The organism is Micromonospora sp. CNZ303, from assembly GCF_004345505.1.
Map to the genome: position 1 here is coordinate 24,903 of NZ_SLVT01000035.1, position 14,783 is coordinate 39,685.

The following is a 14,783-nucleotide window of genomic DNA, read 5'->3' on the forward strand; positions in this document are numbered from 1 at the left end:
GCCGGTCAGAGCCAGCCGTTGTCCCGGGCGGTGCGGAACGCCTCCGCCCGGTTGGCCACCCCGAGCTTGCTGACCGCCGCGGAGAGGTGGTTGCGGACCGTGCCCGCCGACAGGTGGGTACGCCGGGCCACCTCCGCCACCGGCGTGTCGTACTCGGCCAGCCGCAGCACGTCCAGCTCGCGGGGCGTGAGCGGGCACTCGGGCGCGGTGAGCGCGTCGGCGGCCAGCGCCGGGTCGACGTACCGACCGCCGGCGTGCACGCGGCGGATGACGTCGGCGAGCGTCCCGCCCGGCGCGCCCTTGGGCAGGAACCCCTTGGCCCCGGCCGCCAGCGCGCGTTGCAGGTGCGGCGGCCGGCCGTGCCCGGTCAGGATCACCACCTTGCAGGCGGGCAGGACGCGCGCCAGCTCGGCGGTCACCTCCAGCCCGTCCAGGGCCGGCATCTGGAGGTCCACCACGGCGACGTCCGGCCGGTGGGCGAGCGCGGCGGTCACGGCGGCCCGCCCGTCCGGCGCCTCGGTCACCACCTCCAGGTCGGACTCCAGACCGAGCAGGGCGGCCAGCGCCGCGCGGATCAGGTCCTCGTCGTCGGCGAGCAGCACCCTGATCACGGGCGGGTCCGTACCGTCACGTCGAGGCGGAACACCCCGTCGTCGATCCGGTGGCGCAGGGTCCCCCCGGCCTCGGCCAGCCGCTCGGCCAGCCCGCGTAACCCGAAGCTGTGCCGGTCCGGCGACGCCCCCTCGGCGCCGTCGTTCGTCATGGTCATCCGTACCTCGTCCTCGTCCTGGCTGATCTCGATGGTGCACCAGGTGGCCCGGCTGTGCCGCAACACGTTGGTGCTGGCCTCCCGCAGCACCGCGACGAGCTGCCGGGCGATCTCCGACGGTACGTCGTCCGGCGGCAGCGCGACCGCGCAGCGGATGCCGGAGGAACGCAGCACCTGCTCCACCGCGGCGATCTGGTCCCCGAGGTCCACCGCACGGTACCCGTGCACCACCTCGCGCAGCTCGACCAGCGCCGACGCGGCCAGCCGCTGCACCTCGGCGGCCTCCCGGCTGGCGCGCCCGGCGTCCGTCGCCGCCAGCCGGGACGCCAGCTCGGCCTTGAGCGCGATGACCGAGAGGCTGTGCCCGAGCAGGTCGTGCACGTCGCGGGCGAAGCGCAGCCGCTCCTCGGTGGCGGCGAGCCGCCCCTGGGCGGCCCGCCCCCGCTGCGCCTGGACGAGCAGCCCCCACAGCCAGAGCTGGAGGGCATTCCACGCGGCCATGGAGAGGCCGGCCACCAGCACGATGGTGACCTGGCCGCGGACCGGGGCCCCGTTCCAGGCCGCCACCCCGGCGGCCGTCGCCACGGACAGCAGCACCGCTGGGCCGGCGGCCCACCACTGCCGCAGCAGGGAAACCGAGCCGATCACCGACGCCCCCAGGAATCCCCAGGTCGCCCACTCCGGCCCGCCCACGGGCCCGACCAGCGGTACGGAGAGCACGGCGGCGCAGACGAACCCGGCGAGCAGGCGGCGCCGCGTCGACTCGGCCAGCCACGGGGTGATCGCCCCGTACAGCGCTCCGCTCTGCGCGGCGACGAACAGGACGACGCCCACCGCTCCGGCCGCCGCCCAGCGGGGATCCTCCTCCCGCGACAGTCCGACGGCGGCCAGCAGCAGCGTGCCCAGGACGCCGCTGCCGACGGTGCTCAACGTGACGGCACGGGCGCGGCGCAGGCCGACGTCACGCTCGACCTGCGCCCGCTCCATGCTCACGCTCCCGATGTCAGGTGGCGCGATGACCTCGATCATCCGTGCCGGGGCTCCCAGCGGAAGTACCGGACGGCCGTGAACAGCGACACCGCCAGCCAGACCAGCAGCACCCCGAAGGAGGGCAGCGTCTCGACCAGCGTCCCGGCGAAGCTCAGGGCCTGGCCCTCGTCGGTGCGGGCGAGCCAGCCGACGCGCATGATCTCGGTGAACGGCCCCATGGGCAGGAACCAGAGGATCCGTTCCAGCGACTCCGGCAGCGCGCCGAGCGGCAGCAGCGCACCCGGCGTGGCCAGGAAGATCACCAGGCTCGGCAGGGTGGTCAGCATGGCCGCCTCGGAGCTGCGGGTGATCGCGGAGAGGGCCGCCGAGAAGGCCGCCAGGATCGCGGACCCGATCAGCAGCGCCACCGCCATGACCAGCGGGTTCTTCGGCATCGGCAGGTCGAGCGCCAGGATGGCGTAGCCGGCCAGCACGACGAACTGGGCGAGGAAGATCGCCACGGTGCTGCTGGCCGTGCCGAGCAGGATGGTGCGGTCCGAGGCGAGCCCCGCCCGCAGCCGCTTGAGCACCAGTTCCTGGCGGCGCGACGCGTACACGGTGGTCAGGTGGTGGTGCACCAGGAAGACCATGATCAGGGTGGTGATGCTGACGACCCGGCGCACGCCGGGCACCGTCTGGCCGCCGTACTCGCTGACGAGCAGGATGGCGATCATCAGCGGGGTCACCACGGACATGGCGGTGGCCGTCCAGTTGCGACGCAGCGCCAGCAGCTCCATCTTGAGCATCGCGGCCATCTGCCAGAGCGGCCTGGTCGCCCGGTCGCGCGGGGTGGCGGTGGTGGTGGGGCTCTGCGTCGTCATCGTCCCGCTCATCGGGCGGCCTCCGGTTCCGCGTGCTGGTCGGTCTGGTCGTGGTCGGCGGCGATGTCCAGGAAGACATCCTCCAGGGTGGCCGGTCGGGCCGACAGGGACGCCAGCCGGATGTCGGCCGCGTTGGCCCATTCGAGCAGCCGGGTGAGGTCGGTCTGGAGGTGGCGGGACTCGTACGTGACCCGGTCGCCGTCGACCATGCGGGCGGCGTGCGGCAGGTCGGGAAGGGCGTCCGTCGCCGGCAGCCGGAAGCTGATCCGGGCGGGCAGGGTGCGTACGACGTCCTCCGGGGCACCCGTGGCGACGATGCTCCCGCCCCGCATGATGGCCACCCGGTCGGCGAGGACCTCCGCCTCCTCCAGGTAGTGCGTGGTGAGCAGGACGGTGGTCCCACCCTTCTGGAGTTCCCGGACGACGTCCCAGGTGCGGCGCCGGGAGGCCGGGTCCATGCCGGTGGTCGGCTCGTCGAGGAAGAGCACCTCCGGGCGGCCGAGCACGGCCAGCGCCAGCTCCAGCCGCCGGCCCTCGCCGCCGGAGAGCTGCTCGACCGCCACGTTCATCCGGCCACCGAGGTCGACCAGGTCCAGCACCTCCGCGGTGGTCTGCGGCCGGACGGTGAGGGACCGCCAGATCTCCACCGTCTCCCGGACGGTGAGCGCACCCGTGAACCCGCCGTGCTGGAGCATCACCCCCGTCCGGGGACGCACCGAGTTCCGGTCCCGCACCGGGTCCAGTCCGAGCACCCGGACCCGGCCGGAGGTGGCCGGTTGCAGTCCCTCCAGGACCTCGATGGTGGTGGTCTTGCCGGCACCGTTGGTGCCCAGCAGGGCGAACAGCTCGCCCCGTTGGATCCGCAGCGAGATCCCCCGCACCGCCTCGAACTCCCCGTAGCTGCGGCGCAGCCCGTCCACTTCGATCACGACGTCATCCATGCTTCACAGGCTGCCGTCGACCGGCGACAGAACCAACCCCCGCCGCGTCACGTTCCGACCGTGTCGTACGCATGCCTCACCCGTGCGTCCGCCACGCCCGCCCCGGCGGCTTACCCGGTGGTGGCGACGAACGGCGGCACGTCCACCGGGAGTTCTGGCAGCACGCCCGCGAGAGCCTGGACCTTCGACCACGTCATGGTCACCTGGTCGAGGTCCCCCTCCCCCAGCGGGACGCCCAGCTCGCCGAACGCCTGGGCCAGCCGCTCCCGCCGGGCGGGGTCGACACCGTCGGTGGGCGCCTCCGGGGCGCAGACCGCCGCGAGGTCCGTCACGACCTCCAGCTTCGGCTCGCGCTCGTGCCAGCCCGTACGCCGCTGGTAGACGTCGGCGACGGCGGCCAGCTCGAAGTCACGGCCGGGGGCGGCGGCCAGTTGCAGCGACAGCGGCAACCCGTCGCCGTCGGCCCCCATCGGCAGCGCCAGCGCGGGGAAGCCGACCGCGCTCCAGATGCTGGGCAGGAAGGAGATCGTCTGGAGGCTGGCCTGGTCGTCGTAGCGGGGGGCGGCGGACGGCCAGGCGGGCGTGGCGATGACGTCGACGTCCCGCAACCGGGCCCGCAGGGCCTCGGCGCCCCACCCACGCACCCGCTGGGCCCGCAGGTACGTCTCCGCCGGGAGCACGCCGCCGAGCGCGACGTTCCAGCGGAACGGCCGGCCGTAGTCGTTCCAGCGCGCCCGGAACTGCGCCCCGTGCACCTCGAACGCCTCCACCAGCATCGTCACGAGCTGCGCGGCGAAGAGCGGGAACGCCTCGTCGAGGGGTACGTCGACGACCTCCGCCCCGGCGGCGCGCAGCTCGTCGAGCGCGGCGTCGAAGGCGGCGGCGGTGTCGTCGGTCAGCGCGGCGGCGTACCGCACGAGGTCGCCCGGGACGCCGACGCGGACGCCCGCGAGGTCGGCGAGCGCCGGCCGGGACAGCTCCGCGGGCCGGTCCGCCATGACGGCGAGCAGCCGCGCGCACTCCCGGGCCGTACGGGCCAGCGGACCCGCCGTCTCGACCGACCGCGCCAGCGGGCGGACGCCCGCCGCCGGCAGGAGTCCCTGCGTCGGCTTCAGCCCGGTCACGCCGCAGAGCGCCGCCGGGATCCGGATGCTGCCGTTGCTGTCGGTGCCGACACCCGCGTCGAAGAACCCGGCGGGAATGCCGTTGGCGCTGCCGCAGCTCGACCCGCCGGTCCACCGGTGGGGGTCCCACGGGTTGCGCGGCACCGGAAAGGACGCCTCCGGGTCCGGCCGCGACAGCGCGTGCTCCGCCATCGTGGTCTTGCCCACGATCACCGCGCCCGCCGCGCGCAGCCGTGCCACCACGGTCGCGTCGCGGTCGGTCCACCAGGTCGCGTCGTGCACGACGCTCTGGCAGGTGCTCGGCGCGCCGGCGACGGCGACGACGTCCTTCACGCCGATCAGCGTGCCGCGCAGCGGCCCGTCCGTGCCGGGGTCGTCGACCGGGAAGCGGTGCAGGAAGGTGCCGAGCATCGGCCCGAGCCGGTCGGCCCGCTCGGCTGCGGCGGCGAGGCGGTCCATGTCAGCTCACCACCGGGTGACCGGGCCGGCCGGTCGCGACGATTCGCGGGGCGGCGGAATTGACGGGCCGATTACCGGCCAATTCCCGTTCGGTGCCCGTTGCGGTTTCCCGGAAGAAGTCGGTGTGTGGAAAGGCGAACAACTCGGCCGCGGCGTCGTCACGACCCAGGACATCCGTTCCCGCGTCGACGGTCGACGAATGACCGTCACCGTTGCGCCTCTGACGTGCCACGAACACCTCCCCGCACGGGCCACGGAATGCGCAGCCCAGGACCACGACAGGTCCGACGATGGCGGGTACGGCCACCGCGGGGTAACCCCTACGGTCACCCCTCACCACCCCGGAATAAGGCGCCTCGGACGCCAATTCTCGCGGCGGCGGCCCCGGAATTCCTGGCTCCCCGCTCCCTAGCGCTGCTAAATACTATTCGCATACCCGCACCGATCTAAATGGGGAAATCAATGAGCAACGCAATCGCGAACCTCGTGGCCACACCCACGCTCGGTGCGGTGGACCCACAGGCGATCGATGTGGCGGACGTGCACAAGAGCTACGGCGACGTGCGCGCCGTCAACGGCATCGACCTGCGGATCGCTCCCGGCGAGGTGGTCGCGTTGCTCGGGCCCAACGGCGCGGGCAAGTCCACGCTCGTCGACATGATCCTGGGGCTCACCCGCCCCGACCGTGGCGAGATCCGCGTCTTCGGGCACACCCCCCGGGAGGCCATCACCCGGGGCGTCATCGGGGCGACGCTCCAGGACGGCGCGCTGCTCGACGACGTGTCGATCCGCGAGCTGCTCACGGTGGTGGCGTCGCTGCACACCGCCCCGTTGCCGATCGCCGAGGTGCTGCGCCGCACCGACCTGACCGACGTCGCCGACCGCCGCAGCCGGCTCTCCGGCGGTCAGCGCCAGCGGCTGCGGCTGGCCATGACCCTCGTGTCCGACCCGAAGCTGCTGGTGCTGGACGAGCCGACGGTGGCGATGGACGTCGAGTCCCGCCACGTGTTCTGGGCCGCCATGCGGGAGTTCACCGACTCCGGGCGCACCGTGGTGTTCGCCTCCCACTACATGGAGGAGGCCGAGGAGTTCGCCGACCGGGTGGTGCTCGTCCAGGCCGGGAAGATCATCGCCGACGGCACGGTCACGGAGATCCGCTCCGTGGTGGCGGGGCGCTCGCTGTCGGCCACCGTCCCGGACGCGACGGTCGAGCAGCTGCGCCTGCTGCCCGGCGTGATGACCGTCGAGGCCCGGGGCCAGCGCGTCGAGATCGTCAGTTCCGACTCCGACGCCACCGCCCGCGAGTTGTTCGCGCGCTTCCCCCAGGCGTACGACGTCGAGATCGGCGCCCTCGGCCTGGAACAGGCGTTCCTGGCCCTCACCGCGACGAAGGGCGGGGCCGCCTGATGAGCGCCGGCTTCCTGAAGCTCGAAGTGAAGCGGGTGATCCGGGCCCGCAAGTTCTGGATCGCCGCGTTCCTGTTCCCGACGCTGCTCTACCTGATGCAGGCAAACCTGTTCGACATGATGCAGGCCAACATGTTCCGCGGTGGGGCCGGCGGAGGCGCCGGCATCAACTTCAGTGAGCACCTGCTCGGCAGTCTCGCCGCCTTCGGGGCGATCTTCGTCGCGCTGAACGTCGGCACGCGGGTGGCGATCGAGCGGTCCACCGGATGGCAGCGCCAACTGCGCATCACCCCCCTGTCCCCGACCTCCTACCTGGCGGCGAAGCTGGCCGCGGCGATGGTGGTGGCGCTGCCGGCGATCACGGCGGTGGCGCTCACCGGCGCGCTGTTGCAGGGCGTCCGGCTGCCGGTGGGCGGCTGGCTCCAACTGGTGCTCGGGGTGTGGCTCGGCACGCTGCCGTTCGCGCTGCTGGGCGTCTTCATCGGCCAGGTCGCCACGGCCGAGAGCGTGCAGGTCCTCACCTCCGTCTCGCACATGCTGCTCGGCGTGCTCGGCGGCGCGCTGGTCCCGTCGGTCGCGTTCCCCGACTGGATGCAGACGGCGTCCGCGATCATGCCGAGCCACTGGCTGGCCGAGATCGGGCACGGCCCGTTCGAGGACACCGCCCGGCTCGGGCTCGCCGCCGTGGTGCTCGCGGGCTGGACCGTCGTGCTCGGCGGCGCCGTGATCCTGCGGTACCTGAAGGACAGCGCCCGCGTCTGAGCGCCCGCGACCGGGAGCGCACGGGCCGCACCCCCCGAACGACGAACGTACGCACCGCTACGACGAGGGATCCCATCGTGAAGAAGAACTCCTGGCAGATACTGCGCAAGGGCGGGCCGGGCGGCCTCACGCTCACCGTCGACTTCACCAGCACCGGCCGCACCCAGGCGTGCTTCCGCGACCTGGTCCCCCTGTTGAGCGCGCCCGGCGAGATCTGGGAGACCGTGGCACCCGCCTCCGGCGCCGAGGACACCATGTCCGGCGCCGACTACGTCGAGCGGTGGGCGAAGGGCGTACGCCGACGGGAACGCACCGTCGACACCGTGATCGGCTACTGCGTGGGCGCGGTGTTCGCCGCCCCCCTCGCGGCCCGGCTGGCCGAGGCGCAGGACGAGGCACCGAGGCTGGTCCTGCTGGACCCGGAGCTGCCGAACATCGTCGGGCTGTACCGGGACTTCCACGCCGCCGCGGACGCGCTGAAGACCATCCTCACCCCCGAGGAGATCGCGGCGTTCCACGCCGACGGCCAGGCGGTGCAGGAGAAGCACGGGCTCGAGGACCTCAGCCTCATCGGTCCCGCGCTCGCCGGGATCTTCCGCGACGCGATCGACGTGGCGGGCCGCCGGCTCGGCCTGGACGACGACGTCCGGGCCGAACTGGGCGGCAGCTTCGCCTCGTTCGTCGGCTACCTGCGGGCGGCGACGGAGATCGACCCCGCCCCGCAATGGGCGACGGCGACGGCGATCACCTCCGCGCACTCGACCCAGCGCGGGCAGGGCTTCGGGCGCACCATCCCGCTCGCCGTCGACCACGACCAGATGCTGCGCCACCCCGACGTCGCCGCGACGGTCTCCGGCCTGATGACCGGTGCGGACGCCGGTCAGCGGATCGCGGGGTAGCGCGGTGGCACCGGGCCCGGCGGGCGGCGAGCCCGCGCTCTTCACCGACCTGTTCGCCGAACAGGTGCGGCGCACCCCGGACGCCACCGCCGTCGTGTGGGGCGAGCACCGCAGGACGTACGCCGAGTTGAACGCCGAGGCGAACCGCCTCGCGCACCGGCTGGTGCAGCTCGGCGCGGGCCCGGAGCGGCTCGTGGCGATCGGGATCCGCTCGCCGCACCTGGTGGTCGCCGCCCTCGCCACCCTCAAGGCCGGGGCGGCCTACCTGCCGCTGGACCTCAGCTACCCGGCGCAGCGGCTGGAGCACATGCTCACCGACGCGCGGCCGATGCTGCTGCTGACCACCGGCGACGACCAGCACGCGGTGCCGGCGGCCGACCTGCCACGGCTCCTGCTCGACGACCCGGACGCGTACGCCGGCCAGCCGGACACCGACGTCACCGACGCCGACCGGCTCGCCCCGCTGCGGCCCGCCAACGTCGCGTACGTCATCTACACCTCCGGCTCCACCGGCAGCCCGAAGGGCGTGGTGATCGAGCATCGCCAGCTCGGCACGTACCTGCGTCACGTCGTGCGGTCCTACCCGGGCGTACGCGGCCGGGCGCTGCTGCACTCCTCGTTCGCGTTCGACCTGACGGTCACCGCGTTCTACGCGCCACTGATGACGGGCGGCTGCGTGCACCTCGGCGCCCTGGAGCAGATGGGCACGCCCGCCGCCGGACCGGCCGGGCAGCAGCGGCCCACCTTCGTCAAGGTGACGCCGTCGCACATCCCGCTGCTCACCGCGCTGCCGGCCCAGGCGTCCCCGACCGGGGAGCTGATGGCCGGCGGCGAGCTGCTGCTCGGCGAGACCGTCGACGCCTGGCGCCGCCGGCACCCCGGCGCGCGGGTGGTCAACGAGTACGGCCCGACGGAGACGACCGTCGGGTGCAGCACCGTGGTCATCGAGCCCGACCAGCCGGTGCCGCCGGGGCCGCTGCCCATCGGCCAGCCCATGCCCGACGTGCGCTACCACGTGCTGGACGACGAGCTGCGCCCGGTGCGGCCCGGCGAGATCGGCGAGCTGCACATCGCGGGCGGCCAGCTGGCCCGGGGCTACCTGCACCGGCCGGGCCTGACCGCCGAGCGCTTCCTGCCCGACCCGTTCGGCCCGCCCGGCTCGCGCATGTACCGCTCCGGCGACCGGGTCCGGCCCACCGAGGACGGCGAGTACGAGTTCTGCGGGCGGGTCGACAACCAGGCCAAGATCCGCGGCTACCGCATCGAGCTGGGCGAGATCGAGGCGGCGCTGCTGCGCCGGCCCGAGGTGCGGCACGCGGCGGCGGTGATCCGTACGGACACGCCGGAGGTCAAGCAGCTCGTCGCGTACGTCGTGCCCGGGGAGGGCGCGCGGATCGACGCGCAGCAGCTGCGCAAGGACCTCGCCGAGACGCTGCCGGAGTACATGGTGCCGAGCGCCGTGGTGAGCCTCCCGGCGCTGCCGCTGACCGTGAACCGCAAGCTCGACACGGCGGCCCTGCCGGCGCCGGAGGTCGCGGCGACCCCGGGTGGCCGGGCGCCGGCCGACGAGTTGCAGGCGCTGCTCTGCGAGCTATTCGCCACCTACACGGCCGTCTCCTCGATCGGCGTCGACGACGACTTCTTCGTCCGGGGCGGCACCAGCCTCGGCGCCGCCCAACTGGTCAACGAGGCACGCCGGCGCGGGCTCACCCTGTCGCTGCGCGACGTGCTGGAAAACCGGACCGTGGCGCGGCTCGCCGAGGTCTGCGCCGACACCGACCGAGGGGACGAGTGAGCATGAGCATCGCGGCCAGCAGGAAGGAAGCAGCCATGTGGCTGCTCGAGCGGCTGGTGCCGGACACCGGGGTCAACAACGTGGCGGTCGCCTTCGAGGTGGCCGGCCGGATCGACCGCGGGCTGTTCACGGCGGCGCTGCGGGCGGTGCTGGCCCGGCACGAGGTGCTGCGCACCGTGTTCCGCTCCGACGACGCGACGCTGACCCGGGAGGTGCTCGCCGCCGACCAGCTCGACGTGCCCGTGGTGGACATCCCGGCCGGCGACGACGGGACGGACGCCGACCTGACCGCGTTCGCCGCCGAGCCCTTCGAGATCGACGGCCGCCCCCTGCTGCGGGCGGGGATCCACGCGGGGGCGGACGCCGACGTGTGCTGCGTGGTCGTGCACCACCTGAACTTCGACGCCATGTCGACCACGATCCTGCTCCGCGAGCTGCTCGCCGGCTACGAGGCGCTCGCGGCCGGCGGCCGGCCCGACGACGCCCCGCTGGCCGCGCTCGCGGAGCGCGCGCCGAACGAGCGCAGCGTCGCGTACTGGCGCAAGAACCTCGACGGGCTGCGGGCCGCCGAGGCGGGCCTGTGGTGCGCCCTGCCGCCCGTCGGGGCGCCGTCCCTGCGCGCCCGCACCATCCACCACGAGCTCTCCGCGCCGGCCCGCGCCGTGGTGCGCCGCTTCCAGCGCGAACTGCGCGCCTCCGAGGCCGTCGTGCTGCTCGCGGCGTACTCGGTGCTGCTCGCCCAGCACGGCGCGGGCTCCGACGTGGTCATCGGCACCCCGGTGAACGTGCGCGACCAGCGCAGCATGAACGCCATCGGCTACCACGCGAACCTGGTGCCGCTGCGGGTGCGGGTCGACCCGGACGCCGACTTCCGCGCCGTCGTCAAGCAGACGCGCAGCACCTTCCTGGAGGCGATCAGCCACGCCGACGTACCGCTGGAGCACGTCTCCCCCGCCGTACTCGGCGACGCGCCGTCGTCGTGGCGCAGCTCGTTCTTCCGGCACCTGTTCAACTACGTGCCCGGCACCGTCGACGCCTCCGCCACGCTGACCGGGATGCCGGTGCGCCACGTCATGGTGGAGAACGGCTACAGCCGCTTCGACCTGGAGTTCTTCATCATGCCGGGCGAGGACGCGACCACCGTCCGCGCGGCGTTCTGCGTCGACGCCTTCGACGCCGCCGACGTCGGGCTACTGCTGCAACGGTACGACGCGCTGCTCGTGCGGCTGGGCGACGACCTGGACCGGCCGGTGGCGCGGCTGTCCCGCCGGGGCGCGGACGACCTCGCCCTGCCGGCGTCGCCGCCGGAGACGGCCGCCACGGCGTCCGTGCTGGAGGCCGTGCACGCGACGGTCGCCGCGAGCCCGGACCTCGTCGCGGTGCGGGACGGGACGGACGACGTGTCGTACGGCCGGCTGTGGTCGGCGGCGCTCGCCACCCGGGACCTGGTCGCCGCCTCGGACGGGAGCACGGTCGCCGTGCTGGCGCCGCGCGGCGCGGAGCTGGCCGCCGCGTGGCTCGGCGTGTGGCTGGCGGGCAGGCGCTGCGTCCTGCTCGATCCGACCCAGCCGATCCCCGACCTCGCCGCGCGGCTGGCCGACTCGGGTGCCGCCCCGGTGCTGGCGGCCGAGGGCCTCCCCGTGCCCGGCGCGGTACGTATCCCCGCCGTCCCCGCCGCCGGCGACGCGGTCCGCACCGACGCGCCGTCCGCTGTCGACCCCGACGCGGTGGCCTACCTGGAGTACGACCTCGACGCGCCCGCCCCGCTCGCGGTGACCGTCACCCACCGGGCGCTGGCCTGCGCCGTCGCGCGGCTCGCCGAGCGGGTCGCCGCCACCGGGCCGGCCGTCACCGCCTGGCTGGGCAGCGCCGCCACCGACGCGGCGCTGACGGAGCTGCTGGTCGCGCTGACCACCGGCGGCCGGGTCGTCGTCGCCCCCGACCAGGCCCGCGCCGACGGCCACGCGCTCGGCGAGCTGGTCCAGCGGCACGAGGTGACCGTGGTGCAGGCGTCGCCGGCGGTGTGGCGCCAGGTGGTCGAGCACGCGGGTGCCCGGCTCGCGGGCCGCGCCGTCCTGGTGGCGCACGAACCGCTCCCCCGCCCGCTCGCCGCGCAGCTGCGCGCCACCGGCGGCACGCCGTACCACGGCTACACCACGCCCGGCGTCGCCGGGTACGCCGCGCTCGACGGCGGGCGGGACGGCACCGGGGTCCTCCCGGCGACCCGCGTGTTCGTCACCGAGCCCGGCACCGATCACGAGCTGGGCATCTGCGTACGCGGGGAGCTGTGCGTCGCGGGCGACACGCTGGCCGCCGGCTACCACGGCCGGCCGGAGCTGACCGCCGCCCGGTTCGGCGAGCACCCCACCCACGGGCGGTTCCACCGCACCGGGGACCTCGCGCGGCTGCTGCCGGACGGCCGGATCGACGTCGTCGGCCCCCTGGCGGCCCACGTACGCGTCGCCGGCCAGCGGATCCACCTGCGCGACATCGAGTCCGTCCTCGCCGCCCACCCGGACGTGGAGGCGGTCGCCGCCGTCGGGTCCGCCGGCGACGCGCAGGACGGCACGGTCGTCGCGTTCGTCGAGTCCCGCAAGCCCGACGTGGCGGAGCGGCTGCGCGAGCACGCCCGTGCCGCCCTGCCGCTCACGCCCGACCTGGTCGTGCTGAACCAGTTGCCGGTCACCGTGGCGGGCACCGTGGACCGCGCGGCCCTCGTCGCGCTCGCGGCGGCGCGGGCGGCGGCCGAGGCCGACCCGCCGGACGAGACGACCGCCGCCCTGGTCGGGATCTGGACCGAGATGCTCGACCGGCCGGGCCTGCACGCGGACTCGAACTTCTTCGCCAGCGGTGGCCACTCGCTGCTGGGCGCCCAGCTCGTGCAGCGGGTGCGGACCGAACTGTCGATGCCGGTCCAGCTCGCCGACCTGTTCGCCAACCCGACGCCACGGCAGCTCGCGGAGCACCTGCAGGACGCGTTCTGGGACGACGACGAGGACGACGACTGACCGATCGCTCCACCCCCACACCGTCTCGGACCCTCAGCAGAGGAGGCTCGGCGTGACCGTCGACGTCCAGCCCACACGCAGTACAGACCGATCGATCGTCCTGACCCGCGAGGAGAACATCGAGGTCGACACGATCGCCCGCTACCTGGCGGGCCGACCGCCGCGCCTGGTGGACTCGGCCGCCTGGCTCGAAACGGCCCGCGAACTCTCCAGCAACCTTCCCGTACGCCTGCGCCAGATGGTGCGGCGCTTCGCCTGGGATCCCGGGCCCGACGCCGTGCTGCTGGTGCGGAACCTGCCCGTGGACGCCGACGAGCTGCCGCGCACGCCCACGGTGGCCGGCTCGGCGCAGCGCGAGTCGACCGTGCCCGCCGCCGCGCAGGTGCTGCTCGGGCTGCAACTCGGGGAGCTCATCGCCTTCAAGGAGGAGAAGAGCGGCGCGCTGGTGCAGGACGTCGTGCCGGTGCCGGGCATGGAGAAGTTCCAGGGCAACGCGGGCTCGGTGACGCTGTCCATGCACGTGGAGAACGCCTTCCACGTCTACCGGCCGGACTACGTCGGGCTGCACTGCCTGCGCAACGACCACGACAACGTGGCCGGGTTGCAGGTGACGTCGATCCGCAACGCGCTGCCCCTGCTGTCCGCGCAGGTCCGCAAGGTGCTGCACGAGCCACGGTTCGTCACCGAGCCCCCGGCGTCGTTCGGCGACCTGCGCAGCGCGCCGGAACCGCACGGCATTCTCAGCGGCAGCCCCGAGGACCCGGACGTCCAGGTCGACTTCCAGAGTTCGTTCCCCCTCGACCCGGAGGCCACGCAGGCGCTGTCGATGCTCGGCGACGCGCTGCGCACCGTCCGCCGGACGTTCATCCTGGAACCCGGCGACCTCGCGTTCGTCGACAACCGGCTGGCCCTGCACGGCCGGACCGAGTTCACGCCCCGCTACGACGGCTACGACCGGTGGCTCCAGCGGATCTTCGTGCACCGCGACTTCCGGCGCTCCCGGGCCCTGCGCCCGCACGACGGGAACGTGCTCGACAGCGGCAACTGACGGCCCGACCGAAGCTCGGCGAGCTGGCCCGTACGCACGGACCAGCTCGCCGACGACGGACCGTGGGACGCGGTGGTGACCGGCGCCGGAACGCGGCAGCCGCACCACCGCGTCCGTGCGGTAGCCCCACCATTACGTCTGTACGACAGCCGCACCATCACGTCCGTGCGGGCACCACCATCACGTCCGGGTCGCGCCCGGCGGACGCCGCCCACCGGCGACGACACCCGCCCGCGCAGGCCCTCTCCGGCGCCGCCATTCCGACCGGCCCGGACTTCCCGACCGCGGTGTCGAGCCCCGCGCTCGGGCGTGGCACCATTCGCACCTGACCGATCGGTGCGTTCCCCCACGAGGCCGCCATTCGCCGCCCGGCGCGAAGGTCGACCATTCCGCGCCCCCGGTTCGCCCGCCCCGGCACATTCACCGGCCGGCGACTGCCGTCAATGCGTCGCGCGGAGCCGTCGCGTGTGCCGCGGCGCGGCCCTGCCGTGGCAGGCCGGTCCTTTCCGCGCCCGGATCCTGGGAACGGTGGCGCCGGGCAGGCGGGAGGCGACGGGGAGAGAACGCGTCCCGGTCCACGTCGTTACCGATCCGCACCGGTGCGGGGGCGCCGTTCCCGCACCGTGTGTGCGCCGTTCATCGGACCCGGATGACGGACTCATGCCCCACCACCACCCGACAATGCCTGACCAGCAACTCCACACTGCCAACCCAATGACACC

General features: G+C 74.0%; 12 protein-coding genes. 6 read left to right on the top strand and 6 right to left on the bottom strand.

Going from position 1 to position 14,783, the window contains the following annotated elements; genetic code table 11:
- Positions 1 to 5 precede the first annotated feature (5 nt).
- From EV374_RS31715 to EV374_RS31740, 6 genes are all read right to left on the bottom strand, one after another.
- Positions 6 to 611 (bottom strand): response regulator transcription factor, encoded by a 606-nt coding sequence (locus EV374_RS31715; protein WP_101411373.1) that lies wholly within the window; start codon positions 609 to 611, stop codon positions 6 to 8.
- Complete coding sequence (locus EV374_RS31720; protein ID WP_486486069.1) at positions 608 to 1,798, bottom strand: sensor histidine kinase; 1,191 nt, start codon at positions 1,796 to 1,798, stop codon at positions 608 to 610. Before EV374_RS31720 ends, EV374_RS31715 begins: the two co-directional genes overlap by 4 nt.
- On the bottom strand, positions 1,795 to 2,619 hold the full coding sequence (locus tag EV374_RS31725; RefSeq protein ID WP_132240847.1) for an ABC transporter permease: 825 nt from the start codon (positions 2,617 to 2,619) through the stop codon (positions 1,795 to 1,797). The genes EV374_RS31720 and EV374_RS31725 overlap by 4 nt, the downstream gene beginning before the upstream one ends.
- Positions 2,620 to 2,627: 8 nt before the next feature.
- Positions 2,628 to 3,560, bottom strand: a complete 933-nt coding sequence (locus EV374_RS31730; RefSeq protein ID WP_132240848.1) for an ABC transporter ATP-binding protein — start codon at positions 3,558 to 3,560, stop codon at positions 2,628 to 2,630.
- Between the two features lie 110 nt (positions 3,561 to 3,670).
- The gene (locus tag EV374_RS31735; protein ID WP_132240849.1) at positions 3,671 to 5,143 is read right to left on the bottom strand and encodes an amidase; all 1,473 of its coding nucleotides are present in this window, start codon (positions 5,141 to 5,143) and stop codon (positions 3,671 to 3,673) included.
- Between the two features lies 1 nt (position 5,144).
- Entirely contained in the window at positions 5,145 to 5,375 is a 231-nt protein-coding gene (locus EV374_RS31740; RefSeq protein ID WP_132240850.1) for a hypothetical protein, read from the bottom strand.
- Between the two features lie 230 nt (positions 5,376 to 5,605).
- Here EV374_RS31740 and EV374_RS31745 point away from each other — a divergent pair, with 230 nt between their 5' ends.
- The 6 genes from EV374_RS31745 (at position 5,606) to EV374_RS31770 (ending at position 14,061) form a co-directional block, all read left to right on the top strand.
- Positions 5,606 to 6,550: an ABC transporter ATP-binding protein gene (locus EV374_RS31745; RefSeq protein ID WP_132240851.1), complete on the top strand. Its 945-nt coding sequence runs from the start codon at positions 5,606 to 5,608 to the stop codon at positions 6,548 to 6,550.
- The gene (locus tag EV374_RS31750; protein WP_132240852.1) at positions 6,550 to 7,311 is read left to right on the top strand and encodes an ABC transporter permease; all 762 of its coding nucleotides are present in this window, start codon (positions 6,550 to 6,552) and stop codon (positions 7,309 to 7,311) included. The genes EV374_RS31745 and EV374_RS31750 overlap by 1 nt, the downstream gene beginning before the upstream one ends.
- Positions 7,312 to 7,388: 77 nt before the next feature.
- The gene (locus tag EV374_RS31755) at positions 7,389 to 8,210 is read left to right on the top strand and encodes a hypothetical protein (RefSeq protein ID WP_132240853.1); all 822 of its coding nucleotides are present in this window, start codon (positions 7,389 to 7,391) and stop codon (positions 8,208 to 8,210) included.
- Between the two features lie 4 nt (positions 8,211 to 8,214).
- Entirely contained in the window at positions 8,215 to 10,005 is a 1,791-nt protein-coding gene (locus EV374_RS31760) for a non-ribosomal peptide synthetase (RefSeq protein WP_165947961.1), read from the top strand.
- Positions 10,006 to 10,007: 2 nt separating this feature from the next.
- Positions 10,008 to 13,013: a condensation domain-containing protein gene (locus EV374_RS31765; RefSeq protein ID WP_132240855.1), complete on the top strand. Its 3,006-nt coding sequence runs from the start codon at positions 10,008 to 10,010 to the stop codon at positions 13,011 to 13,013.
- A 52-nt stretch (positions 13,014 to 13,065) separates the two neighbouring features.
- Entirely contained in the window at positions 13,066 to 14,061 is a 996-nt protein-coding gene (locus tag EV374_RS31770; protein ID WP_132240856.1) for a TauD/TfdA family dioxygenase, read from the top strand.
- The last annotated feature ends 722 nt before the right edge of the window (positions 14,062 to 14,783 follow it).

Excerpts from the sequence above, each read along its gene's own strand:
- EV374_RS31720 (WP_486486069.1), bottom strand. The coding sequence starts at position 1,798 with ATGATCGAGGTCATCGCGCCACCTGACATCGGGAGCGTGAGCATGGAG.
- EV374_RS31725 (WP_132240847.1), bottom strand. The coding sequence starts at position 2,619 with ATGACGACGCAGAGCCCCACCACCACCGCCACCCCGCGCGACCGGGCG.
- EV374_RS31730 (WP_132240848.1), bottom strand. The coding sequence starts at position 3,560 with ATGGATGACGTCGTGATCGAAGTGGACGGGCTGCGCCGCAGCTACGGG.
- EV374_RS31735 (WP_132240849.1), bottom strand. The coding sequence starts at position 5,143 with ATGGACCGCCTCGCCGCCGCAGCCGAGCGGGCCGACCGGCTCGGGCCG.
- EV374_RS31745 (WP_132240851.1), top strand. The coding sequence starts at position 5,606 with ATGAGCAACGCAATCGCGAACCTCGTGGCCACACCCACGCTCGGTGCG.
- EV374_RS31750 (WP_132240852.1), top strand. The coding sequence starts at position 6,550 with ATGAGCGCCGGCTTCCTGAAGCTCGAAGTGAAGCGGGTGATCCGGGCC.
- EV374_RS31765 (WP_132240855.1), top strand. The coding sequence starts at position 10,008 with ATGAGCATCGCGGCCAGCAGGAAGGAAGCAGCCATGTGGCTGCTCGAG.